Source organism: Bradyrhizobium genosp. A (assembly GCF_049949275.1).
Classification (GTDB): Bacteria; Pseudomonadota; Alphaproteobacteria; order Rhizobiales; family Xanthobacteraceae; genus Bradyrhizobium.
On the sequence record NZ_CP188196.1, the window covers coordinates 2,801,097 to 2,824,412 of the forward strand.

23 protein-coding genes are annotated in these 23,316 nt (G+C 64.1%); 11 read left to right on the forward strand and 12 right to left on the reverse strand.

The window, feature by feature from the left end; genetic code table 11:
• Positions 1-36: 36 nt before the first annotated feature.
• Entirely contained in the window at positions 37-246 is a 210-nt protein-coding gene (locus ACP2YP_RS12990; protein ID WP_426424563.1) for a ferredoxin, read from the reverse strand.
• A 154-nt stretch (positions 247-400) separates the two neighbouring features.
• On the opposite strand from ACP2YP_RS12990, the gene ACP2YP_RS12995 reads away from it, so the two are divergent.
• The gene (locus ACP2YP_RS12995) at positions 401-1,048 is read left to right on the forward strand and encodes a TetR/AcrR family transcriptional regulator (RefSeq protein WP_426424564.1); all 648 of its coding nucleotides are present in this window, start codon (positions 401-403) and stop codon (positions 1,046-1,048) included.
• Here the strand turns inward: ACP2YP_RS12995 and ACP2YP_RS13000 are convergent.
• The 4 genes from ACP2YP_RS13000 to ACP2YP_RS13015 all read right to left on the reverse strand — a co-directional run bounded on the left by ACP2YP_RS13000 (position 1,045) and on the right by ACP2YP_RS13015 (position 5,094).
• Positions 1,045-1,683, reverse strand: a complete 639-nt coding sequence (locus ACP2YP_RS13000; RefSeq protein WP_426424565.1) for an aspartate/glutamate racemase family protein — start codon at positions 1,681-1,683, stop codon at positions 1,045-1,047. The genes ACP2YP_RS12995 and ACP2YP_RS13000 overlap by 4 nt on opposite strands.
• Before the next feature lie 159 nt (positions 1,684-1,842).
• A complete protein-coding gene (locus ACP2YP_RS13005) occupies positions 1,843-2,856 on the reverse strand; it encodes an amino acid ABC transporter substrate-binding protein (protein ID WP_426424566.1) in 1,014 nt (337 codons plus the stop codon).
• A 12-nt stretch (positions 2,857-2,868) separates the two neighbouring features.
• A complete protein-coding gene (locus tag ACP2YP_RS13010; protein WP_426424568.1) occupies positions 2,869-4,218 on the reverse strand; it encodes an aspartate aminotransferase family protein in 1,350 nt (449 codons plus the stop codon).
• Between the two features lie 3 nt (positions 4,219-4,221).
• Positions 4,222-5,094 carry a MurR/RpiR family transcriptional regulator gene (locus ACP2YP_RS13015; RefSeq protein ID WP_426424569.1) on the reverse strand — a complete coding sequence of 291 codons (873 nt, stop codon included), beginning with the start codon at positions 5,092-5,094 and terminating at the stop codon, positions 4,222-4,224.
• An 87-nt stretch (positions 5,095-5,181) separates the two neighbouring features.
• On the opposite strand from ACP2YP_RS13015, the gene ACP2YP_RS13020 reads away from it, so the two are divergent.
• Both ACP2YP_RS13020 and ACP2YP_RS13025 read left to right on the forward strand, forming a co-directional pair.
• Positions 5,182-6,369, forward strand: coding sequence for an amino acid ABC transporter permease (locus tag ACP2YP_RS13020; RefSeq protein ID WP_426424570.1), 1,188 nt, complete (start codon positions 5,182-5,184; stop codon positions 6,367-6,369).
• A gap of 2 nt (positions 6,370-6,371) precedes the next feature.
• Positions 6,372-7,478, forward strand: coding sequence for an amino acid ABC transporter permease (locus ACP2YP_RS13025; RefSeq protein WP_426424571.1), 1,107 nt, complete (start codon positions 6,372-6,374; stop codon positions 7,476-7,478).
• A 345-nt stretch (positions 7,479-7,823) separates the two neighbouring features.
• Here ACP2YP_RS13025 and ACP2YP_RS13030 read toward each other — a convergent pair whose 3' ends face one another.
• Both ACP2YP_RS13030 and ACP2YP_RS13035 read right to left on the reverse strand, forming a co-directional pair.
• On the reverse strand, positions 7,824-9,242 hold the full coding sequence (locus ACP2YP_RS13030; protein ID WP_426424572.1) for an amidase: 1,419 nt from the start codon (positions 9,240-9,242) through the stop codon (positions 7,824-7,826).
• 115 nt (positions 9,243-9,357) lie between these two features.
• Positions 9,358-10,134, reverse strand: coding sequence for an SDR family oxidoreductase (locus ACP2YP_RS13035; RefSeq protein WP_426424574.1), 777 nt, complete (start codon positions 10,132-10,134; stop codon positions 9,358-9,360).
• A gap of 157 nt (positions 10,135-10,291) precedes the next feature.
• Here ACP2YP_RS13035 and ACP2YP_RS13040 point away from each other — a divergent pair, with 157 nt between their 5' ends.
• A complete protein-coding gene (locus tag ACP2YP_RS13040; protein ID WP_426424575.1) occupies positions 10,292-11,365 on the forward strand; it encodes a tartrate dehydrogenase in 1,074 nt (357 codons plus the stop codon).
• A gap of 185 nt (positions 11,366-11,550) precedes the next feature.
• Here the strand turns inward: ACP2YP_RS13040 and ACP2YP_RS13045 are convergent, their stop codons facing one another.
• Genes ACP2YP_RS13045 through ACP2YP_RS13060 form a run of 4 tightly spaced genes read right to left on the reverse strand, consistent with a single transcriptional unit; the run spans position 11,551 to position 15,759 of the window.
• The gene (locus ACP2YP_RS13045; RefSeq protein WP_426424576.1) at positions 11,551-12,624 is read right to left on the reverse strand and encodes a malate/lactate/ureidoglycolate dehydrogenase; all 1,074 of its coding nucleotides are present in this window, start codon (positions 12,622-12,624) and stop codon (positions 11,551-11,553) included.
• Positions 12,625-12,635: 11 nt separating this feature from the next.
• Positions 12,636-13,547 carry an NAD(P)-dependent oxidoreductase gene (locus tag ACP2YP_RS13050; RefSeq protein WP_426424578.1) on the reverse strand — a complete coding sequence of 304 codons (912 nt, stop codon included), beginning with the start codon at positions 13,545-13,547 and terminating at the stop codon, positions 12,636-12,638.
• A 12-nt stretch (positions 13,548-13,559) separates the two neighbouring features.
• A complete protein-coding gene (locus ACP2YP_RS13055; protein WP_426424580.1) occupies positions 13,560-14,810 on the reverse strand; it encodes a Zn-dependent hydrolase in 1,251 nt (416 codons plus the stop codon).
• 31 nt (positions 14,811-14,841) lie between these two features.
• On the reverse strand, positions 14,842-15,759 hold the full coding sequence (locus ACP2YP_RS13060; protein WP_426424582.1) for a LysR family transcriptional regulator: 918 nt from the start codon (positions 15,757-15,759) through the stop codon (positions 14,842-14,844).
• A gap of 119 nt (positions 15,760-15,878) precedes the next feature.
• Here ACP2YP_RS13060 and ACP2YP_RS13065 point away from each other — a divergent pair, with 119 nt between their 5' ends.
• From ACP2YP_RS13065 to ACP2YP_RS13090, 6 genes are all read left to right on the forward strand, one after another.
• Complete coding sequence (locus ACP2YP_RS13065; protein WP_426424583.1) at positions 15,879-16,694, forward strand: putative hydro-lyase; 816 nt, start codon at positions 15,879-15,881, stop codon at positions 16,692-16,694.
• 90 nt (positions 16,695-16,784) lie between these two features.
• Positions 16,785-18,029, forward strand: coding sequence for an ABC transporter substrate-binding protein (locus ACP2YP_RS13070; protein WP_426424584.1), 1,245 nt, complete (start codon positions 16,785-16,787; stop codon positions 18,027-18,029).
• A 228-nt stretch (positions 18,030-18,257) separates the two neighbouring features.
• A complete protein-coding gene (locus ACP2YP_RS13075; protein WP_426426133.1) occupies positions 18,258-19,091 on the forward strand; it encodes a branched-chain amino acid ABC transporter permease in 834 nt (277 codons plus the stop codon).
• Positions 19,091-20,074, forward strand: a complete 984-nt coding sequence (locus ACP2YP_RS13080; RefSeq protein WP_426424585.1) for a branched-chain amino acid ABC transporter permease — start codon at positions 19,091-19,093, stop codon at positions 20,072-20,074. The genes ACP2YP_RS13075 and ACP2YP_RS13080 overlap by 1 nt, the downstream gene beginning before the upstream one ends.
• Positions 20,071-20,802, forward strand: a complete 732-nt coding sequence (locus tag ACP2YP_RS13085; RefSeq protein ID WP_426424586.1) for an ABC transporter ATP-binding protein — start codon at positions 20,071-20,073, stop codon at positions 20,800-20,802. Before ACP2YP_RS13080 ends, ACP2YP_RS13085 begins: the two co-directional genes overlap by 4 nt.
• Positions 20,786-21,490 carry an ABC transporter ATP-binding protein gene (locus ACP2YP_RS13090; RefSeq protein WP_426424588.1) on the forward strand — a complete coding sequence of 235 codons (705 nt, stop codon included), beginning with the start codon at positions 20,786-20,788 and terminating at the stop codon, positions 21,488-21,490. Before ACP2YP_RS13085 ends, ACP2YP_RS13090 begins: the two co-directional genes overlap by 17 nt.
• 109 nt (positions 21,491-21,599) lie before the next feature.
• Here the strand turns inward: ACP2YP_RS13090 and ACP2YP_RS13095 are convergent, their stop codons facing one another.
• Positions 21,600-22,286 carry an aldolase gene (locus ACP2YP_RS13095; protein WP_426424589.1) on the reverse strand — a complete coding sequence of 229 codons (687 nt, stop codon included), beginning with the start codon at positions 22,284-22,286 and terminating at the stop codon, positions 21,600-21,602.
• A gap of 104 nt (positions 22,287-22,390) precedes the next feature.
• Between ACP2YP_RS13095 and ltnD the strand changes: the two genes are divergently transcribed.
• Positions 22,391-23,308 carry an L-threonate dehydrogenase gene (gene ltnD, locus ACP2YP_RS13100; protein WP_426424591.1) on the forward strand — a complete coding sequence of 306 codons (918 nt, stop codon included), beginning with the start codon at positions 22,391-22,393 and terminating at the stop codon, positions 23,306-23,308.
• Positions 23,309-23,316: the final 8 nt, after the last annotated feature.

The following is a 23,316-nucleotide window of genomic DNA, read 5'->3' on the forward strand; positions in this document are numbered from 1 at the left end:
TCGCTGAAGGCACGCGAAGGCGCGGGCAGGGCCGCGCTACTCCTCGATCACATCGATCGCGATTTCCGGGCAGTTGGATTTGGCAAGCCAGGCCTTGTCTTCGAGGCCCGGTGGAACCGTGCCGTCTCCGGATTCGTGGGCATTGCCGTATTCGTCGAGCTCGAACAGCTCCGGCGCCAGCGCCTTGCAGCGCGCGTGGCCCTGGCATTTGTCGGGATCGACGTGAACTTTCAGTCGTTCTGCCATTGCGGCTCCCTCGGTCGTATGCGCGTGGCCCGAAGGGCGGCGCTTCCTCTTGTCAATCTTGTCTGCGGCATTTGCCGCTTATTCTAAGTTATATGCTATTACATTCGCTACAGGCTTCCCCTGTCAAGCGCAAACTTATAGGCTTCGCCGTAACATGCGTTCACAACTCGCTCGCAAGCCCGAGAACACCTATCACCATGGCGATCTCCGCGACGCCTTGATCAAGGCCGCGCTGCGCGAGGCGGAGCAGGGCGGGGCGGAAGCGATCAGCATCAAGGCGCTGGCAAAGCAGCTCGGGGTTTCGCAGCCGGCGCCCTACCGTCATTTTGCTGACCGCGAGGCGTTGCTTGCCGCGGTGACGGCAGAGGCATTCCGGCAATTCAGCACGATGTTACGCGAAGCGATGGCGAAGCCATCAAAGCAATCGAAACTGTCGCGATTGGCGCAGGCGACGCTCGACTTCGGTCTGCGTCGGAACGGTGTCTACCGCTTGATGTTCGCGTCCCGCACTGTCTCCTGCGCGGCCAAGGGCAGCGAATTGCACGAGGCCACGCGCGAGACGTTCGAGCTTGTGATTGAAGCGCTGGAAGCGCCTGCGGTCGGTTATTTGCGCGAGCGGCAGGCACTCAAGATCTGGGCGGCGCTGCACGGCGTGGTGATGCTGGCCGAGCAGGGTCTGTTCACCGGCGAGGCCGCACATGCCACGCGCGAGGAACTGGTCGAGGACTTTGTGAACGAAACGAAGGCGGCGCTCGCCGTCGCAATCAAGGATGCGCAGCGTCGTAAGAAGGCGGGCGCTTAAGCCTTTGCCTTCAGCAGCTTCATCAGCTTTTCGACTGCGCTATCCGGGGTCGTCACGACGGGGCAGCCGGTCGCCTCCGCAACCAGCGGCGCAGTCGCCGCGATGCTGAACTGGGCCAGCGCGATGACGTCGCAATCGCGCAAATCCTTTGACGCTTCGACGATCAGCCGGTCATGCGTAGCGCGGTCGCCGCGGTCGAGTGCAGCCAGCGCACCCTCGGCAAGCTTTGGCACGATCTGGACGGAGGCCGGGAACTCCGGCGGCATCGAGACCAGCGTCGGCGGAAAGGTCGAGAGCAGGCCGATCTTTCCGCCCATCGTCACGGCTCGTTCGATCATGGCTTCGTTCGGCTTCAGCACCGGCATCGGCGCATGCGCCCGGACGACAGCCTCGATGCAGGGGCCAAAGGCTGAGCAGGTAAACAGGATCGCGTTCGCCCCGGTCGCTGCCGCATAATTGCCGAGCGCAAGAAAGCGCTCGGTCATGGCATCGTTGAGCGCGCCAGCGCGCGCGAGATCCGCCGACAGGCTGTCGTCGAGCAGGTTCATCAGCCGCGCCTCAGGCCACGCCGCCGCGAATGCCGCCTCGATCGGGGCGATGGAGTGCTTGAGGGCGTGGATCAGGGCGATGCGCATGGCGTGTCTCTTCTCCCTCGCCCCGCTTGCGGGGAGAGGGGCGGGGTGAGGGGGAGTCTCCGCGGGGGAGGTGAGAGTAGAACTCGCGGAGAGTCCCCCTCACCCGGATTGCTGCGCAATCCGACCTCTCCCCGCACGCGGGGAGAGGTGAAACGCCGTTTACTTGAACGGCACCGCGTACATCAAGCCGCCCTTGGTCCAGAGGCCGTTGAGACCGCGCTCGAGCTTGAGCGGGCTCGCCTTGCCGACATTGCGCTCGTAGATCTCGCCGTAATTGCCGGTGGCCTTGATCGCCGTGACCAGCCATTTGTTGTCGAGACCGAGCCGCGAGCCGAGATCGCCGGAGGCGCCGAGCAGGCGCTGGATCGCGGGCGTCTGCGACTTCGTCATTTCGTCGACATTGGCTTGGGTGACGCCGAGCTCCTCAGCCTCGACCAGGCCGTAGTGCAGCCAGGTGATGATGTCGCTCCAGACCTCGTCGCCGTTGCGGGTGAAGGGCCCGAGCGGCTCCTTGCTGATGGTTTGCGGCAGCACGACGTAGTCGGCCGGGTTCGGCGCCGCTGTCGTCACGGCACCGGCAAGCGCGGAGGCGTCCTGGGTCATGGCATCGCAGCGGCCGCCGAAGAAGGTCTGGTACATGGTGTCGACGCGGTCGAACACCAGCGGCTTCCAGTCGATGCCGTTGGCGCGGCCGTAATCGCCAAGCGTCACCTCATGGGTCGTGCCCTGCGCAACGCAGACGGTGGCGCCCTTGAGGTCCTTGATCTCCTTCACGCCGAGGTCCTTCTTCACGACAAAGCCCTGGCCGTCGTAGAAGTTGATCGGTCCCTGCCGCAAGCCCAGCGTCACGCCGCGCAAGTAAGTCTGTGTGGAGTTGCGGTAGAGCACGTCGATCTCGCCCGATTGCAGCGCAGTGAAGCGGTTCTGCGCGGTCAGCGAGACGTAACGCACCTTGTTGGGATCGCCGAGCACGCCGGCCGCAAGGGCGCGGCAATAGTCGACGTCGAGGCCCTTGTAATTGCCTTGCGAGTCCGGTGCCGAGAAGCCGGCAAAACCGGCGCTGACGCCGCACACCAGCGTGCCGCGGCTCTTGACCGTGTCAAGCGTCGCCGCCTGCGCGATCGCCGCCGATGCGGCGAGCACGCCCGCCGCGATAACCATTGTCCTCATCATGCACCTCTCCCCTCAGTGATTGACACTACGCAACACATTGTCGACGGCCGTGCCGAGCTTGTCGACGATCTGATCGATCTCGTCAGCCGAAGCGATATAGGGCGGCGCCAGCAGCACATGGTCGCCGCGGATACCATCCACGGTGCCGCCGCCCGGATAGCAGCCGAGCCCGTTGGCGAACGCTTCCGCCTTGATCTTCTGGTTCAGCTTGAGTGCCGGATCGAACGAGGTGCGGCTGGCACGATCAGCGACGAGCTCGATCGCCCAGAACAGCCCGCGTCCCCTGATGTCGCCGACATGGCGGTGATTGCCGAAGCGCTCGGTGAGTCGCTGCTCGAGCTGCTTGCCGCGCTGCTTCACTTGCTCAAGCAGATTGTCCTCCCGGATTACGTCCTGCACCGCAAGCGCGGCCGCGCAGGCGAGGGGATGCGCGAGATAAGTATGGCCGTGCTGGAACGCGCCCGAGCCTGAGCGAATGGTGTCGATGATCTTGCCGCTTGCGAGCATCGCGCCGATCGGCTGATAGCCGCCGCCGAGGCCTTTTGCGATCGCCTGGATGTCGGGCGCGACGCCTTCCTGCTGCCAGGCATGCGTGGTGCCGGTGCGGCCCATGCCGCACATGACCTCGTCGAGGATGAGCAGCGCACCGTGCTTATCGCAGATTTCGCGCACGGCCTTGAAGTAGCCGTCCGGCGCCGTCACCGCACCAGCGGTGGCGCCGACGACGGGCTCGGCGAGGAACGCGGCAACGGTGTTGGGGCCAAGGCGCTGAAACTCGGCCTCGAGTTCTACGGCCAGCCGCGCCACGAACTGCGCATCGGATTCACTATCGTGCTTCTCGTGATAGGCAAACGCCGGCGCGACATGGCTGAATGCGGCCGAGAGCAGCGGCGCATAGGGCGCGCGGCGCCAGGCGTTGCCGCCGGCGGCGAGCGCGCCGAGCGTGTTGCCGTGATAGCTCTGCCGCCGCGCGATGAAATGCTGCCGCTGCGGTTCGCCGCGCTCGATGAAATATTGTCGCGCGAGCTTGATACTGGCTTCGATCGCCTCCGATCCGCCGCTGACGAAATAGGCGTAGGCGAGACCGCCGGGCTCATGCCCGACCAGCGTTTCGGCGAGTGCTTCCGCCGGCTCGGAGGAGAAGAAGGCGGTGTGGGCATAGGCGAGTGTCGAGGCCTGCTTCGCCATCGCCGCGATCACGCGCGGATGCTGGTGGCCGAGGCAGGAGACGGCCGCGCCGCCGGAGGCGTCGATCACACGGCGTCCGTCCTCGGCAAAGAGATAGACGCCTTCGCCGCCGATCGCCTTGGGGGGCGTCTCACGCAACGAGCGATGCAGCACGCGACTGGTGCGGGTGCTCATGGGTCAACCTTTCTCTGAGACGTAAGTGGAGGCCGCGGCGAGCCGGGCCTCGGTATCCTGGAGCCGCTTCTTTGCGGCCGCGCCGCCGAGCGAAAACGTCACCGCGGCGAGCGACTGCGCAATCGCGAGCGCGCCGGTGAGGCTCGGGAAGAAGCCCGGCGAGGAGGCGGCTTCGAACAGCAAGACGTGGTCGGCACCCTCGGCCATCGGCGCGGCCACGCTGTCTGCGATTGCGATTAGCGTCGCGCCGGCGTGATAGGCGGCCTGTGCAACACGGACGCTGGCATTGGTGTAGGGCATGAAGCCGATGACGATTACGGCCTCGCCGGGGCGGAACGCGCCGAGGTCGAGATCGTCAGGGCCTGATGCGCCGACGATCTGCACCTGTTCGGGCCGGAACAGCCGCAACTCGTAATTCAGCAGCTCCGCGACGCTGCGACAGCTGCGATAGCCCGTGATCCAGATCCGTTTTGCATCGTGGAGGGTGCGGGCCGCGTCCGCAATCGCGTGGGCAGAGATGCGCGGCAGGCCCGCGGCCTCGGCTTCGAGCTTGTCGGAGATAAGCGCGACATCGGCGTTCGGGCCGTGGCGGCGGCTTTTGGCGCGCGCCGAGAAAGGCGAGGTCTGCGACGGCCGCCGTGCCTCCGTTAACGCAGCGCGCAACTCGTCCCAGCCGGAATAGCCAATCGCTTTCGCAAGTCGCGTGAATGCGGCGGGGTCAGCGCCGGCTTCGGCCGCGAGGTCGCGCATCGAGCGGGTGGTGGCGTCGTAATCATTGGCCGCGACAAAACGCCCGACTTCCTGCAGCCGCATCGGAAGCGATGGCAGTGCAATGCGCAGTTCGCTCAGCGGCGAGGATTTCGCGGGCTCGGCCATGAAACATTTGTTGCACGGTTCTTGGATTGGTGCAACAGTTGACGTGCGCCGCCGGAAATCGCTGTTTTCAGGAAGGATTTTTGTGCCGTGACCTCGGATGACCCCAGACCGCCGCCGCGCCGCAGTTTTTTTGGCGCGCTCGGGCCAAACGAATTGAAGGGCCTGTTCTGGCAGGTCCTGGTGGTCGGCATCGCGGTCGCTATCATCGTCTTCCTCTGGTCCAACACCGTCACCAACCTCTCTGCTCGCCGCATCACCACGGGCTTTGCCTTTCTCGGCCGCGAGGCCGGCATGCCGATCGCCGACAGCCTGCTCGCGTACAATCCGAGAGACAGCTACCTCTGGGCGTTCGTCGTCGGCGTCGCCAATACGCTGCGCGTCGCCGTGATCGGCGTCGTGCTCGCGACCATTTTGGGCACGCTGATCGGCATATCGAGGCTGTCGGCGAACTGGCTGCTGTCACGACTCGCCGCCGTCTATGTCGAAGTCCTACGCGACATCCCGCTGCTGCTTCAGCTGCTGTTCTGGTACGTGCTGATGCAGGCGTTGCCGGCCGCGCGTGCGGCGTGGCGGCCGGTCGAGGGCGTCTTCCTCTCTAACCGCGGTCTGATCCTGCCGGCGATCCCGGTGGGTTCACCACAGCTCTGGGTGCTCGGCACCGCCGTGCTGGGCTGCGTCGCGTTCTATGTCATTCAGCGATGGCTGGTCGTTCAGCAGATGCGCGACGGCAAGCCGCGGCCGGCCTGGCCTTTTGCGCTCGGTCTCATTGTCGTGCTGCCGGCGGCGGTCTCGCTGTTGCTTGGCGTGCCCTGGACCATCGAATGGCCGGAGCTGCGCGGCTTCAACTTCATTGGCGGGCTGACGCTTGCGCCGGAATACTTTGCGTTGCTGATCGCGCTCGTCACCTACACCTCGGCCTTCATCGCCGAGATCGTGCGCAGCGGCATCCAGTCGGTGCCGCGCGGGCAGTGGGATGCTGCCAGCGCGCTGGGCCTCCGCCGCAGCTTCATGCTGCGGCAGATCATCCTGCCGCAGGCGTTGCGCGTGATCGTGCCGCCGATGACGAGCCAGTATCTCAATTTGACCAAGAATTCCTCGCTTGCCGTCGCGATCGGCTACCAGGACGTGGTCTCGATCGCCAACACCACGCTGAACCAGACCGGGCAGGCGATCGAGGCGATCTCACTGATCATGGCCGTGTTCCTCACCATCAGTCTTGGCATCAGCTTCTTCATGAACTGGTTCAATGCGCGCATCGCGCTGTCGGAGCGCTGACCATGACGGCGATCACTGACATGCCCGACCTGCCGCGTGCCGCCCGCCGCCCGCACATCGGCAACCCGGTGCTGCGCTGGCTGCGCACCAATCTGTTCTCGTCGATCCCCAACGGCATTCTGACGGTCGTTCTGCTGGCGGTGCTGGCGAAAGGCGTGATCAGCTTCGTGCAGTGGGGCATTGCGAACGCGGTCTGGCTCACGCCGGCGAACGATTTCAGTGCCTGCAAGGCGGTGCGCGGCCTCGGCGCCTGTTGGGCCATCATTCCCGAAAAATACGGCTTCATCCTGTTCGGCACCTATCCGTTCGACGAGCAATGGCGGCCGGCGCTGTCGGTTGTCCTGTTCATCGCGCTGTTCTTCCTCTCCACGCGCCGCGCGCTATGGCGGCGCGAATTGGCCTATCTCTGGGTCGGCGCGTTGGCGCTGATCAGTGTGTTGATGTGGGGCGGCCTGTTCGGGCTGTCCTTCGTTTCGCAGGATCGTTGGGGCGGGCTGCCGGTGACGCTGATCCTGGCGACGTTCGGATTGGCGTTCGGTTTCCCGCTCGGTATTTTGGTTGCGCTCGGCCGGCGCTCAAAACTGCCGGCCATCCGCTCGCTCTCGGTGCTCTATGTCGAACTGATCCGCGGCGTGCCGCTGGTCAGCCTGCTGTTCATGGCGAGCGTGATGTTTCCGCTGTTCATGCCTGCCGGCTTCAACATCGACAAGCTGTTGCGTGCGCAGATCGCGATCATCCTGTTTGCGGGCGCTTATCTTGCCGAGGTGATCCGCGGCGGTCTCCAGGCTGTGCCGCGCGGGCAATACGAGGCCGCTGACGCGCTGGGGCTGTCCTACTGGCGCAAGCAACGGCTGGTCGTCCTGCCACAGGCGATCCGCCACGTCATCCCGCCGCTGGTCAACACCTTCATCGCCTTCTTCAAGGATACCAGCCTGGTCCTGATCATCGGCATCTTCGATCTGCTGACGACGGCCAAGACCGCGATCATCGATCCTGCCTGGCAGCAGTTTTCGGTCGAGGTCTACATCTTCGTCGCCGCGATCTATTTCGTTTTCTGCTTCGCGATGTCGAGGTATAGCCGGAGCCTTGAGGCGACGAGCGCGAGGTGAACCTCCTTCTCCCCTTGTGGGAGAAGGTGGCGCGAAGCGCCGGATGAGGGGTTGCTTCAGCGAACTCCCACTGCGAGCTCAAGCGCGGAGAGATACCCCTCACCCGTCTCGCCGCTACGCGTCGAGCCACCCTCTCCCGCAAGGCTACGATATGCACACATCTCGGCAGGCATCGATTACCAATGAGAAAACCGTGAGTCTTTTCAACGTTGGCGCTTGTGCGCTGTGTCCCGCGATCTGAACATCGATGGTCATCTAAGTTATTGATCTAGAGTCGGTTTCTGAGATGTGTGAATCAAGTAGCCCGCAAGGGGAGAGGGTACGGAGTTCGTATTGTAGGCCGCGTTACTTCTTCACCCGCGGATCAATCGGCGTCTGCCCGCGCAGGCCCAAAATATCCTCCAGCGCCTTCGCGCCCGCAATCACCTGCGCGTCCGCGCGCGGTGCGCCGACGACCTGCACGCCGACCGGCAGGCCTGAGGCCGTAAATCCACAGGGCAGCGACAGCGATGGGCAGCAGGCCAGCGTGATGGCGTAGACGATGCCGAGCCATTCGATGTAGTTCTCAAATGTCTTGCCGGCGCATTCCGCGACATAGCGGTTCTCGATCGGGAAGGGCGGCACGATCGTGGTCGGTGTCAGCAACAGATCGTACGTCTTGAAGAACTCGATGGCACGTGCGGTCATGCCGACGCGCTGAGCTTCGGAGCGCGCGAGCTGCTCGACGGTGAGCTTGAGGCCCTCTTCGATGTTCCAGATCACCTCGGGCTTGAGCAGGTCACGCTTGGTACGCAGCAGATTCGCCTTGGTGATCGCGAAATCGAAGGCGCGTAGCACGTGGAAGCATTCGTGTGCCTCGCGCCAATCGGGATGCGCCTCCTCGACGATGGCGCCGGCTTCCGCGAAGCGCTGGGCCGCCTTGCGCGTGATTGCCTTGACCTCGGGATCGACAGGCGTGATGCCGAGATCGGGCGAATAGGCGATACGCTTCGGCCTCTTGCCGGATTGTGCCGCCGACAGGAAAGAGGTCGCAGGCGCTGGCAGCGACAGCGGATCGTCCGCATAGTCGCCGCTCATGGCATCTAACAGCAATGCGAGGTCCTCGACATTGCGCGCCATTGGCCCGACGACGCCGAGATTGCGATCGATGCCCGATTTGGGAGTATGGGCGACGCGGCCGATGCTCGGCCGCATGCCAACGACGCCGCAGAAAGCGGCGGGGCTGCGCAAGGAGCCACCCATGTCCGAGCCCTGCGCGAGCCAGGCCATGCCGGTGGCAAGCGCCACCGCGGCGCCGCCGGAGGAGCCGGCCGCCGACTTCGACGTATCCCAGGGATTGAGCGTCGCGCCGAACACTTCGTTGAAGGTGTTGGCGCCGGCGCCGAATTCCGGCGTGTTGGATTTTGCGTAGACGATTGCGCCATTGGCCTCGAGGTTCTCGACCATGAGGTCGGACGCCGCGGGAATGTTGTCCTTGTAGATCGGCGAGCCCTGGGTGTTCAGCACGCCCGCGACATCGGTCAGATCCTTGATCGGCAGCGGCAGGCCGGCCAGCAGCCCACGTGCGCCGGCTGGCTTCTGCATCAGCATCTTCGCGTTGGTCCGCGCGCGATCGAAGCACAGCGTCGGCAACGCGTTGACCTTGCCGTCGACCGCACTGATGCGCTTCTCCACCACATCCAGCAGCTCAAGTGGGGAAACGTCGCCGGAGCGCAGCTTGTCGACGACAGTGCAGGCGGTTTCGCGGATCAGGTCTTGAGACAACTATTGTGCTCCTATGCTTATCTTGTCGTCATTGCGAGCGCAGCGAGTCAATCCAGTCTGTCACCGCAGAGGTATTTTCTGGATTGCTTCGCTACGCTCGCAATGACGGAAAAATCTAACCCCAACCGGCGCTGATGCCCCCATCGACCGTGTAGATTACACCCGACGTATAGCCGGCGCGATCCGACGCGAGGAATGCCATGAGGTCGCCGATCTCGCGCGCATGCGCGGGGCGGCCGAGTGGCAGGCCTTTCTGGAATTCCTTGTAGCGGTTCTCGTCGCCGAATTGATGCTTGGCCCGCGTCTTCAGCAGCGTGACGTGACGGTCGGTGCCGACAGGGCCGGGATTGATGCCGACCACGCGGATGTTGTCGGCGAGGCTCTTGCCGCCCAGCGCGCGGGTGAAAGCCATCAGCGCGGCGTTGCCGGCGCTGCCGCAGATGTAATTGGCGTCGAATTTTTCGCCGGCGGCGCCGATGTCGTTGACGATGACGCCGCCGCCCCTGGCCTTCATCTGCGCGTAGATCTGCCGCGTCAGGTTGATATAGCCGAACACCTTCAATTCCCAGGCGTGCCGCCAGGTGGCTTCATCGATCTTGTCGATGGAGCCGCCCGGAATGTCGCCGGCATTGTTGACGAGCACGCCGATGTCGGCGGCTTCCCTGGCGAGCCGCGCGATGTCCTCGGCCTTGCGCAAATCCACGATGCTCGTCGCGGCATCGATCTGGTGCGCCGAGCGCAGACGATCGGCCAGCGCATTGAGCTGATCGCCGCTGCGGGCGGCGAGCAGGAGATGAGCGCCTTCCTCGGCAAACGCCTCGGCGGCGGCTGCGCCAATGCCCTTGGACGCGCCGGTGATCAGGACGCGCTTGCCGCGCAGATGCAGATCCATGAGAGGTACTCGCAGGAGAGGAACAAGAATGAAATCAGTAGGCGCTTGGCCGCGCCATGGTCAACATTGCAGTGCAGCGTTGCACTGCCGCTGAGTTTGGTCCATTGCAGTGCGGTCAAAAAGGCGGCGGCTGCCGGACCAAAAAAGGACGTTCTCGATGAGCAAAAAACAATACCGGATCGCAGTCATTCCCGGCGACGGCATCGGCAAGGAAGTGATGCCCGAGGGCCTGCGCGTTCTGGAGGCTGCCGCGAAGAAGCACGGCGTGTCCCTGCACTTCGATCATTTCGACTTCTCGTCCTGGGATTATTACGAGAAGCACGGGCAGATGATGCCGGATGACTGGAAAGAGAAGATCGGCACGCACGACGCGATCTATTTCGGCGCGGTCGGCTGGCCGGCCAAGATTCCGGATCACGTCTCGCTGTGGGGCTCGCTGATCAAATTCCGCCGCGAGTTCGACCAGTATGTGAATTTGCGCCCGGTGCGGCTGATGCCCGGCGTGCCGTCGCCGCTGGCCGGCCGCAAGCCCGGCGATATCGATTTCTGGGTGGTGCGCGAGAATACCGAAGGCGAATATTCCTCGGTCGGCGGCCGCATGTTCCCCGACACCGACCGCGAGTTCGTCACCCAGCAGACGGTGATGACCCGCACCGGCGTCGACCGCATTCTCAAGTTCGCCTTCGAGCTCGCCCAGTCGCGGCCGAAGAAGCATCTGACCTCGGCGACCAAGTCCAACGGCATCTCCATCACCATGCCCTATTGGGACGAGCGCGTGGAGGCGATGGCCAAGAAGTTTCCGGGCGTGAAGTGGGACAAGTACCACATCGACATTCTCACCGCGAACTTTGTGCTGCATCCGGACTGGTTCGACGTCGTGGTCGGCTCCAATCTGTTCGGTGACATCCTCTCCGATCTCGGACCCGCCTGTACCGGCACCATCGGCATCGCGCCATCAGGCAACATCAATCCCGACGGCGATTTCCCCTCGGTGTTCGAGCCGGTGCACGGCTCGGCGCCCGATATCGCGGGGCAGGGCATTGCGAACCCGATCGGCGCGATCTGGTCGGGCGCGATGATGCTCGAGCATCTCGGCGAGAAGGTTGCCGGCAAGTCGATCGTCGACGCGATCGAACGCACGCTGGCCGAACGCACGCTGCGCACCAAGGATCTCGGCGGCAATGCCGATACCACGGCCTGCGGCAAGGCGGTGGCGGCGATGGTGGATTAAGGCGCGGGTTTCGCCCTCTCCCCTTGTGGGAGAGGGTGGCTCGCGGCGAGACGGGTGAGGGGTCTGTCTCGGCAGGTGCAGGCCCATCACTTACGGAATTGCGCGCGGAGAAAACCCCTCATCCGGCGCTTCGCGCCACCTTCTCCCACTAGGGGAGAAGGGAAGACGAGCGTGTGTAGCTCCGTTCACCCCACAATCTTCTCAATCGCCGCCTGATCCAGGCCGAACTTCTTCCCGGCCTCCAGAATCTCCTGCCAGGTGGTCGGATCGACCGGAATGCCTTCGGCGAGCCGCTTCTTCTTGGTCTCGCGCTCGGGGTCGCCGGCGATTCTGACCTTGTCGATGCCGGGAGCAGGCGGCGAACCGGTGTGCCAGGCGATGAAGCTCTCGACTTCGCGCGCAAGGTTTTCGCCGGTGCCGAGCTTGCCCGGATCGATGATGATCGAGAGCATGCCGTTGAGGACGTTGTGCTTGCCGTCGGACGGGCCCTTGACCACCTGCCCGCCGGAGAGCGCGCCGCCGAGGATTTCGCACACCAGCGCCAGCCCCGAACCCTTGTGCTCGCCGAACGGCAGGATGGCGCCGTGCGGCGGGATCACTGTGTAGCGCGGATCGACGGTGGGCTTGCCTTCATTGTCGATGATGGTGCCGGGCTCGAGTTCGACGCCCTTGTTGTGGGCGACGCGGGTCTTGCCCTGCGCGATCCTGCTGGTGGCAAAGTCGAGCACGATCGGCTCTTTCCCTTTGCGCGGGATGCCGACGCAGAACGGGTTGGTGCCGTGGCGGGCATCGCTGCCGCCCCAGGGCGCCACGATCGGCCGCGAGATCACGTTGACGAAGTGGATCGACACCAGCCCGTGGTCGATGCACTGCTCGGCCCAATGGCCAATGCGGCCGATGTGGTGCGCGTTGGAGAGGCCGACGAGGCAGACGCCGTTGCGCTTGGCGCGCTCTGCCGCCAGCTCCATCGCTTCATGGCCCATCACCTGGCCGTAGCCGGTGAGGCCGTCGAGGGTAAGCAGCGGACCGGTGTCGAGCACGATCTTGACATGCTGGTTCACCGCGAGGCCGCCCGTGGTGACGCTCTGGACATAGCGCGGTATCATGCCGACGCCGTGTGAGTCATGTCCCCTGAGATTGGCCTCGACGAGATTGGTGGATACGAGCTCGGCTTCGCGGTCCGTGGAGCCGCCCGCCCTGACGATGGCGCGGATGACGTTGGTGAGCGGTTCTGCCTTGATGGTGCGATAGTCGGCCATTGTTATTGCTCTTATCCTTTCACGATCCGGCGGCAATGGACCCATGCCGCTTCAATCAGGTTCTCGCTCGCTTCTGGCGTGCGGAACGCCGAATGCGCCGACAGCGTTACGTTCGGTATCTTGGTCAGCGGATGATCCGCAGGCAGCGGCTCGATGTTGAAGACATCGAGGCCGGCGTGACGAATGTGGCCCGACTTCAACGCGTCGATCATCGCCTGCTCGTCGACGATCGCGCCGCGCGCGGTGTTGATGAAGACGACGCCCGGCTTCATCTTCGCGATGGTCTCGCGGGTGATCATGCCGTGCGTCTCGTCGTTGAGCAGCAGATGCAGCGACACCACGTCGCTCCGCGCCAGCAATGTGTCGAGATCGGCGAACTCGACGCCTGGATGCGTCTTCGGTGAGCGGTTCCAGGCGATCACCTTCATGCCGCTACCGGACGCAATGCGCGCGACTTCGGCCGCGATACCGCCGAAGCCGATCAGGCCGAGCGTCTTGCCGGTGAGCTGCATGCCGTCCTCGCGCAGCCAGTTGCCGGCGCGCATCTCGCGGTCCATCATCGCGACGACGCGGGCGGAGGACCACATCAGCGCGATCGCGGATTCCGCCACGGCCGTATCGCCATAGCCCTTGATCAGATGCACGGTGATGCCGAGCTCGGCGAGCTCCTCCGGATTCATGTAGCTGCGCGCGCCGGTGCCGAGGAACACGACGTGCTTGAGGCCCGCGCACTTCTTCGCGACCTCGGTCGGCAACGCGGTGTGGTCCACGATCGCGATCTCGGCGCCGTCGAGGATCTCAGGATATTGCTCGGGCTTGATATCAGGGTCCCGGTGGATCCGCACCTGGGGATCACCAAGCTTCTCCAGCCGCTCCATGATCACGGCAAGCGCTTCATTGGCGTCGACGAAAACTCCGCGCATGTCTGTCTCCGATCAGGATGCGACGCCGGCGATCGCCAGGACGGTGTGCATCAGCACGTTGGTGCCCGCGGCGCAGTCGCCCTGCGTGGCGTCTTCCAGCTCGTTGTGGCTGATGCCGTCCTTGCAGGGCACGAACACCATCGCCGCCGGCATGACCGTATTGAGGTTGCAGGCGTCGTGGCCGGCGCCGGAGGTGATGCGGCGGGAGGAATAGCCGAGTGTCTTGGCTGCGTTCTCGACGGCTGCAATCAGCTTGGGATCGAAATGCGTCGGCGGCTTGCGCCAGACCAGATCAATCTTGACCTCGACCTTGCGGCGGGCGGCGATCTCGGCGATGGCCGCACGCAGGTCGCGATCGAGGGCATCCATGATCGCGCCATCTGCGCTGCGACAATCCATGGTGAAGGCGATCTCGCCGGGAATGACGTTGCGTGAAGGATTTGCGATCACGGCCTCGCCGATGGTGCTAACTGCGTTCGGTCCATGCTTCCTGGCAATAGCCTCCATAGCCAGTACGATTTCGGAGAGCGTCGCCAGCGCATCGCGCCGCAACGGCATTGGCGTCGATCCCGCATGGCTTTCGAAGCCGGAGATCTTGCCGTCATACCAGAGCACACCTTGGCCGGAATCGACCACGCCGATGGTCTTGCCTTCGGCCTCCAGGATCGGGCCCTGCTCGATGTGCAACTCGACGAAGCAGCCGAGCTTCTGGAAACCGACCGGCTTGTCGCCGCGATAGCCGATGCTGTCGAGCGCCTGGCCGACGGTCGTGCCCTCGATATCCCTACGCGAGAGGATGTCGTCCGTAGTGAAATCGCCGACGTAAGCTGCGGACGCCATCATCGCCGGCGCGAAACGCGAGCCTTCCTCGTTGGTCCAGTTGACGATGCAGATCGGCGCTTCGGTCTCGATTCCGGCGTCGTTCAGCGTGCGGATCACTTCGAGCGCGCCGAGCGTGCCGAGAATGCCGTCGTATTTGCCGCCGGTCGGCTGGGTGTCGAGATGCGAGCCGATGCCGACGGGCAGGTTCGACATGTCGCGGCCCTTGCGCAGGCCGAACTGAGATCCGAGCGCATCAACGTGGACTTCCAGTCCAGCGTCCTCGCAGGCCTTTCGGAACCAGTCGCGAACCTGCTTGTCTTCGCTGCTGAGCGTCAGCCGCCGCACGCCGCCTTTGGCCGTCGCGCCGAACTGCGCGGTCTCGTGGATGGAGCCCCAGAGGCGGGCGGAATCGATTTGCAAATTAGTCGCGGCTCGGCTCATGCGTCAGTCTCTCATTGGTCCGGCGCCTTTTTCAATGACGCGCCCGCGCTGGCGCGTCAACCGCGAGGCTGCTCTGCGCAATCTGACATGCAAGCTCGGCTACGCGCTCCACCGCGACGACGTCGGGCGAGGCGAGCCAGCTTGCCGTAAACGTCAGCGGCGCGATCTCCAGATCGGTGTCGAGCAATTGCAGCCGACCGTCGGCGAGCTCGTTCTCGACGATGGCGTCGGGGATCACGGCGATGCCAAGGCCTTCCACCGCCATGTGGATCACGGTGGCGAGCGAGGCAGAGGCGTGGAGACGGATCGGCGGCAAGTCGGGCCGGTCGAACACCTCGCGCACGACCTCGTAGGGCCTGGTCTTGCGCGGAAAAGTGATGATCGGAAACCGCGCGAGATCGGCGGGCGTCACCGGGCCGTGGCCGAGTCCGAGTGACGGGCTTGCGAGAAAGCCGATCGGATAATCGGCGAGAAGGCGATTGTGGACACCCGAGGCCGACAGCGGCCCGACCACGAAGGCAAGCTCGATCTCCTGCGCAAGCAGGCGCGCGGTGAGGTTCGGCGTGATGTCGACCTCGATCTCCAGCGACAGGTTCGGATAGACCTCGTTCATGCTCTTCACGAGCCGCGGCAGCCAGGTGTGCACGATGGTCTCGGCGACACCGAGCCGCATCACGCCGCGCATCGCCGACCGGTCGCCGATCTCGGCTATCATCTGGGCGCGCAGGCCGATCAGCTTTTCCGCATAGACCATCATCTGCCGGCCGCTCGGGGTAGGCGAGGCGATGCGATGATCACGGTTCAGGAGCTTGACGCCCATCTCGCGCTCGAGCTGGGCGATGCGCTGGGAGATCGCCGGCTGGGTCGTATTGAGCCGCGCTGCGGCACCACGGAAGCTGCCGAGCTTCACAACCCAGAGGAAGGTTTCGATCGACCTGAAGTCCAGCATTGGAAGGATTTTCCTGATCGATAAAATAGATTTATCGATATCGATTAGAAAGGACGATTAGACTTTATAGTATGCTTGATGTTGGCTACGCTTGTCGAGTTCATAGGCAGGTCGATCACATGACTGTTTTGGTGGCAGTGCAGCAAACTGAAACACCCGACACCCTCCGGAGCCGCCAGGCTCGGCACGCCTATCGTGGCGGCGAGGTCGGTTCCACCGCGGGGGTCGCGCCCGGCTTCGTCCAGGGCAATCTGGCGATCCTGCCGGCGGAATACGCCAGCGCCTTCCATCGCTTCTGCCAGCTCAATCCCAAACCGTGCCCGATCATCGGCATGTCTGACGTCGGCAGCCCGCACATCCCGGCGCTTGGCGCCGATCTCGACATCCGGACCGATGTGCCGCGCTACCGCGTCTGGCGCGACGGCGAGGTCGTGGATGAGCCGACCGACGTCACCAGCTACTGGCGCGATGATCTCGTGACTTTCGTGCTCGGCTGCTCGTTCTCGTTCGAAGAGGCGCTGCTCGACGAGGGCATGCCGATCCGCCACATCGAGGAGAAGGTGCGGGTGCCGATGTACCGCACCAATATCGCCTGCGGCGAGGCCGGCCCGTTCGCGGGTCCGATGGTGGTCTCGATGCGTCCGTTCAAGCCGGCCGATGCGATCCGCGCGGTGCAGATCACCTCGCGCTATCCCGCCGTGCACGGCGCGCCCGTGCATCTCGGCCATCCGCATCTGATCGGCATCAAGGACATCGCCAAGCCCGACTATGGCGATCCCGTATTTGTTGCCGATGACGAGATCCCGGTGTTCTGGGCCTGCGGCGTGACACCGCAATCAGTCATCAATGCAGCCAAGGTCCCGTTCGCGATTACGCATTCACCCGGCCTGATGTTGGTGACGGATCTGAAGAACAGGACCATGGCCGTGATTTAGTGGGCAGCATTTGCTGCTTCTTCAGGCTTTACCGTATCCATCAATCGCTTCATTCGATCAGTCGAAATTTTAGTAACAGGGGACTCTGCCATGACGATCTCTCGCCGCGACGTTCTGCTCGGTGCTACCGCCACTGCTGCGCTGGTACCGCTCGCTGCACGCGCCCAGGCCTCTGAAGTCGTGATCGGCGTCATCTATCCGTTCTCCGGCGGCAGTGCGCAGCAGGGCGTCGACGCGCAGAAGGCTTATGAGACCGCGCTCGAGGTCATCAACAAAGACACCGATTTCGATCTGCCGCTGGCGAAGGGCGAGGGCCTGCCGGGTCTCGGCGGCGCCAAGGTGCGTCTCGTGTTCGCCGACCATCAGGCCGATCCGCAGAAGGGCCGCGCCGAGGCCGAGCGCCTCATCACGCAGGAGAAGGTCTCCGCCATCATCGGCACCTATCAGAGCGCGGTGGCCGTCACCGTCAGCCAGATCTGCGAACGCTACCAGATCCCGTTCGTCTCGGCGGATAACTCCTCGCCGAGCCTGCATCGCCGCGGCCTCAAATATTACTTCCGTGCGGCGCCGCATGACGAAATGTATTCGGCCGCGATGTTCGACTTCTTCGATGCCCTGAAAAAGAAGGGCACCAAGATCGAGACGCTGTCGCTGTTCCACGAAGATACCATCTTCGGCACCGATTCCAGCAACGCCCAGGCCAAGATCGCCGGCGAGCGCGGCTACAAGATCGTCACCGACATCAAGTACCGCGCCAACTCGCCGTCGCTCTCGGCCGAGGTGCAGCAGCTCAAGACCGCGAATGCCGACGTGCTGATGCCCTCCAGCTACACCACCGACGGCATTTTGCTGGTCAAGACCATGGCCGAGCTCGGCTACAAGCCGAATGCGATCGTGGCGCAGGACGCCGGCTTCTCTGAGAAGGCGCTCTATGACGCCGTCGGCGACAAGCTCGAAGGCGTCATCTCGCGCGGCACCTTCTCGCTCGACCTCGCGCAGAAGCGTCCGATGGTCGGCAAGATCAACGAGATGTTCAAGGCGCGCTCGGGCAAGGACTTCAACGACCTCACCTCGCGCCAATTCATGGGCCTGATCATCCTCGCCGACGCGATCAACCGCGCCAAGTCGGCCGATGGCGAGAAGATCCGCGATGCGCTCGCCGCCACCGACATCCCGGGCGAGCAGACCATCATGCCCTGGAAGCGCGTCAAGTTCGACGAGATGGGCCAGAACAACGATGCCGACCCGGTGCTGCTGCAATATATCAGCGGCAAGTTCGTCACCATCTTCCCGCCGCAGGCCGCGATCGCGGAAGCGACCTGGCCGATGAAGTAAGCGGCGCGCGGTTGGGAGACGAGGCGCTGTGAGGAGCAGGACGACCAAGCTGCTTCCACACCGTCATTGCGAGGAGCGAAGCGACGAAGCAATCCAGACTGCTTCCTTGGAGACATTTCTGGATTGCTTCGCTTCGCTCGCAATGACGAAGCCTGTCGTGACGTTTCGAACGGGGGACGAACTTTGACAGCCCAAGCCATTATCCAGAGTCTCGCCAGCGGCCTCCTGATGGGCCTGCTCTACGGACTGATCGCGGTCGGCCTCGCGCTGATCTTCGGCCTGATGGACGTCGTGAACTTCGCCCATGGCGAGTTCCTGATGATCGCGATGTATGTGAGCTTCTTCCTGTTCACGTACTTCGCCATCGACCCCTTGCTGTCAGCGCCGCTGGTCGCCGCCGCGCTGTTCGTGCTCGGAGCCGTGGTCTACCTGTTGGTCGTGCGCTTCGCGATGCGGGCCAAAGCTAACGCCGGCATGGTGCAGATCTTCTCCACCTTCGGCCTCGCCATCGTGATGCGCGGGCTCGCGCAGTTCTTCTTCACCCCGGACTATCGAAGCATCCCGCACTCCTGGGCCGGCGGTAAGACCATCTCCGTCGCCGGCATCTTCCTGCCGGAACCGCAGCTAATCGGCGCGCTGGTCGCGATCGCGGCGTTTGCCGGTCTCTACTTCTTCATCCACCGCACCGATTTCGGCCGTGCGTTGGAAGCGACGCGTGAAGATCCGGGCGCGGTCGCGCTGGTCGGCATCGACAAGAACCGCGTGTTTGCGCTCGGCTGGGGCCTCGGTGCCGCGCTGGTGGGTCTCGCCGGCGCGATCATGGCGGTGTTCTTCTACATCTATCCCGACGTCGGCGCGTCCTTTGCGCTGATCGCCTACGTGACCGTCGCGCTCGGCGGCTTCGGCAGCGTGTTCGGCGCCTTTGCCGGCGGCATCATCGTCGGCCTGGTTGAAGCGACCACCGCATTGGTGCTGCCGCCCTCGCTGAAATCGGTCGGCATCTATGCCGTCTATCTGCTCGTTGTTTTCATCCGGCCGCGCGGCTTGTTCGGGTCGATGTGATGGACAAGAATTTTGCCGCGCGGCGCCGCCGCGACCTCATCATCGCCGCGGTCCTGGCCGGGCTCGCAGCGCTCGCACCGCTGTTCGTCAGGGATGTCTACGTCCAGAACATCCTGATCCTGACCCTGATGTATGCGGCTCTGTCGCAAAGCTGGAACATCCTGTCCGGCTATTGCGGACAGATCTCGCTTGGACACGCGCTCTATTTCGGCATCGGCGCCTACACCACCGAGCTGTTGTTCACCAAGTTCGGCGTGCTGCCCTGGTTCGGCATGCTTGCCGGCGGCGTGATCGCGGCTGTGATCGCAATGGGGCTCGGCTATCCCTTCTTCCGCCTGCGCGGCCATTACTTCGTGATCGCGACCATCGTCATCGCCGAGATCGGGCTGTTGCTGTTCCAGAACTGGGAATGGGCGGGGGCCGCGATGGGCATCACCATTCCGGTGCGCGGCGACAGCTGGCTGAAATTCCAGTTCCTGCGCAGCAAGCTGCCGTACTTCTATTTCGCGCTGGCGCTGTGCAGCCTCGCCTGGTTCGTCACGTGGTGGCTTGAAGACTCCAAATGGGGTTTTTGGTGGCGCGCGGTGAAGGACAATCCGGAAGCGGCTGAAAGCCTCGGCGTTGTCGTGTTCAACTCCAAGATGGGCGCTGCCGCCGTCTCCGCCTTCCTCGTTGCCGTCGGCGGCGCCTTCTATGCGCAGTTCCTCGCTTATATCGATCCCGAGAGCGTCATGGGCTTCCAGTTCTCGCTCTTGATGGCGCTCCCGGCCGTGCTCGGCGGCATCGGCACCCTCTGGGGTCCGGTGCTAGGCGCGGCCATCCTGATCCCGATGACGGAGCTGACACGCTCTTTTATCGGCGGCTCCGGACGCGGCGTTGACCTGATTGTTTATGGCGCGCTGATCGTGGCGATCTCGCTGGCTCTGCCGCAAGGCTTGGTGAGCCTGTTCTCCCGTTCAAAGGCAAAAGGAGCCACGCGATGACCGCGCTCCTTGAAACCCGCGGCGTCTGGCAGCGGTTCGGCGGCCTCGTCGCCAACTCTGACGTCTCGATCTCGGTCGGCCGCGGCGAGATCGTCGGTCTGATCGGTCCTAACGGCGCCGGCAAGTCGACGCTGTTCAATCTCATCGCCGGCGTTCTGCCGCCGACGCAAGGCTCGATCTGGTTCGACGGCGAGGACGTGACAAAGCTGCCGGCAGCCGAGCGCTGCCAGCGCGGCGTCGGACGCACCTTCCAGGTCGTCAAGAGCTTCGAGACCATGACGGTCATCGACAACGTCATCGTCGGTGCGCTGGTGCGCAACACGGTGATGCGCGTAGCGCGCCGCAAGGCCTATGAGATTCTGGAATTCACCGGCCTTGCCGCCCGCGCCGACGTGCTCGCAAGCGACCTCGTGCCGGCCGAGAAGCGGCGCCTCGAGGTCGCGCGTGCGCTTGCGACCGAACCGAAACTGCTGCTGCTCGACGAAGTCCTCACCGGCCTCACGCCGACGGAGGCGCAAACCGGTGTGGCGCTGGTGCGAAAAGTACGCGATGCCGGCATCACCGTTCTGATGGTCGAGCATGTCATGGAGATCGTGATGCCGCTGGTCGACCGCGCCATCGTGCTCGATCTTGGCAAGGTTTTGGTCGAGGGCAAGCCCGCCGACGTGGTCCGCGATCCCAAGGTGATCAGCGCTTATCTGGGAGATCGTCATGCTGTCAGTGCATGAAGTCACGACCGCCTATCAGGGCCTGGTCGCGATCTCCGCGATCTCGATCGAAGTCCAGAAGGGGGAGATCGTCTGCGTTGCCGGCGCCAACGGTGCGGGCAAGTCGACGCTGCTCAAATCCATCGCCGGCGCCGAGCGTCCGCGCTCGGGCACGGTGACGTTCGACGGCAAACGCCTCGACGGCATGGCGCAGCACCACATCACCGCGACCGGCATTGCCTATGTGCCGGAGAACCGCCGCCTGTTCCCGCGCTTGTCGGTGCGCGACAATCTCCGCCTCGGCAGCTACCTCTATCGCGGCGAGGCGGATCGCGAGGGACCGCTCGACCTCGTCTTCAAGCTGTTCCCGCGCCTGTCCGAACGCCTCGAGCAGCGCGCCGAAACGCTCTCCGGCGGCGAACAACAGATGCTCGCGATCGGCCGTGCCCTGATGACGCGCCCGCGGCTTCTGATGCTCGACGAACCCTCGCAGGGCATCATGCCAAAGCTGGTCGATGAAATCTTCCAGGCGGTATTGCGCATCCGCGACGCCGGCATGACCGTCTTGATCGTCGAGCAGCGCATGGCCGAGTGCCTGGAGATCGCCGACCGCGCCTACATCCTGCAAACCGGTCGCGTGCTGATGCAAGGCCCGTCGGCGGAGATCAGGGGCAATCCGGACGTGCGCAAGGCGTATCTGGGGCTTTAGGCGCTACTGTCATTGCGAGGAGCGAAGCGACGAAGCAATCCAGATTGTCAACGCAGAGGCAGTCTGGATTGCTTCGCTGCGCTCGCAATGACGAGGATGGAGCCGGGGCTCAATGCCCATGCCCATGCTCCGGCAGCGTCACGCCGAATACTTTCACCAGATCCGCCACCTGCTCCGGCGACAAATAGCGCGGGTTCATCCCGCGCAGCAGCAGGTACAGCTTCGCCGTCTCTTCCAGCTCTTCGGTCGCGAATACGGCGGCTTCCAGCGTGTCGCCGGCGACGACCGGGCCGTGATTGGCGAGCAGCACGGATGAATACTTCCCGGCCAGGCCTTTGATCGCATCGGCGACCGCGGGATCGCCGGGGCGGTAATAGGGCACGAGCGCGGTGGCGCCGCATTTCATCAAATAATAGGCCGTCATCGGCGGCAACGCGGCGCGTGGGTCGATCTCGGGCAGCATCGAGAGCGCGACCGAATGGGTGGAGTGCAGATGCACGATCGCCCGTGCGCTTCCGCGCGTATCGTAGAGCGCGGTGTGCAGCGGAACTTCCTTGGTCGGCGCATCGCCGGACATGAGCCGGCCCTGATCGTCCAGCCGCGACAGTTTTGCAGGATCGAGGAAGCCGAGCGACGCATTTGTCGGCGTCACCAGCCAGCCGCCGCCATCGAGCCTGACGCTGATATTGCCGGAGGAGCCCGGCGTCAGCCCGCGCTCGAACAGAGACCGTCCGAAGCGGCAGATATCCTCACGTAGCCTTGTCTCGTTGCTCGTTTCAGTTCTCATGGCCGTCATGCTCGCTTGTCTCACGCTTTGGCAGCGCGGCCAAGCCGTGTTATTCGAGGTCACGAGCCGCCGCAAAGGTGGTCGTCCGGGAAACGTTCGCAAGGGTTAGCTGCATGTCCGCGTCCACGTCACAAAATCAGCGCATCGCCGTCATCGGGCTCGGCTCGATGGGATATGGCATGGCGACCTCGCTGAAACGCGCCGGCTTTACGGTCACCGGCTGCGACGTTTCGGCTGATACGGTCGCGCGTTTTGTGAAAGACGGCGGCGCCGGCGCCGCAACGCCGGCCGAGGCGGCCAAGGGCGCCGACATCGTCGTCAGCGTCGTCGTCAACGCCGCGCAGACCGAAGCAATCCTGTTCGGCAAGGACGGCGTCGCCGAGACCCTGCCGAAAGACAGCGTCTTCATCTCCTCTGCGACCATGGATCCCGACGTGGCGCGGCGCCTGGCAAAACAGCTGGAAGCGACCGGCCGAAATTACCTGGATGCGCCGATCTCCGGCGGTGCGCAGCGTGCCGCGCAAGGCGAGTTGACGATCCTCGCGTCGGGCAGCCCGGCCGCCTTTGCAAAGGCGCGTCCTGCGCTCGATGCCATGTCAGCAAAGCTCTATGAGCTCGGCGATGCCGCTGGCCAGGGCGCGGCATTCAAGATGATCAACCAGCTGCTGGCCGGCGTGCATATCGCTGCCGCAAGCGAGGCGATGGCCTTCGCCGCCAAGCAGGGCCTCGACATCCGCAAGGTCTATGAGGTGATCACGGCGTCTGCCGGCAATTCCTGGATGTTCGAGAACCGCATGCCGCACGTGCTCGACGGCGACTACACGCCGCGCAGCGCGGTGGAGATCTTCGTCAAGGATCTCGGCATCATCCAGGACATGGCGCGCAGCGCCAGATTTCCGGTGCCGGTTTCCGCCGCAGCCCTCCAGATGTTCCTGATGACATCGGCCGCCGGCATGGGACGTGACGATGATGCGTCGGTGGCGCGAATGTATGCGCAGGTCACCGGCGTCAAACTTCCCGGCGACAAGTAGAAGAGGAT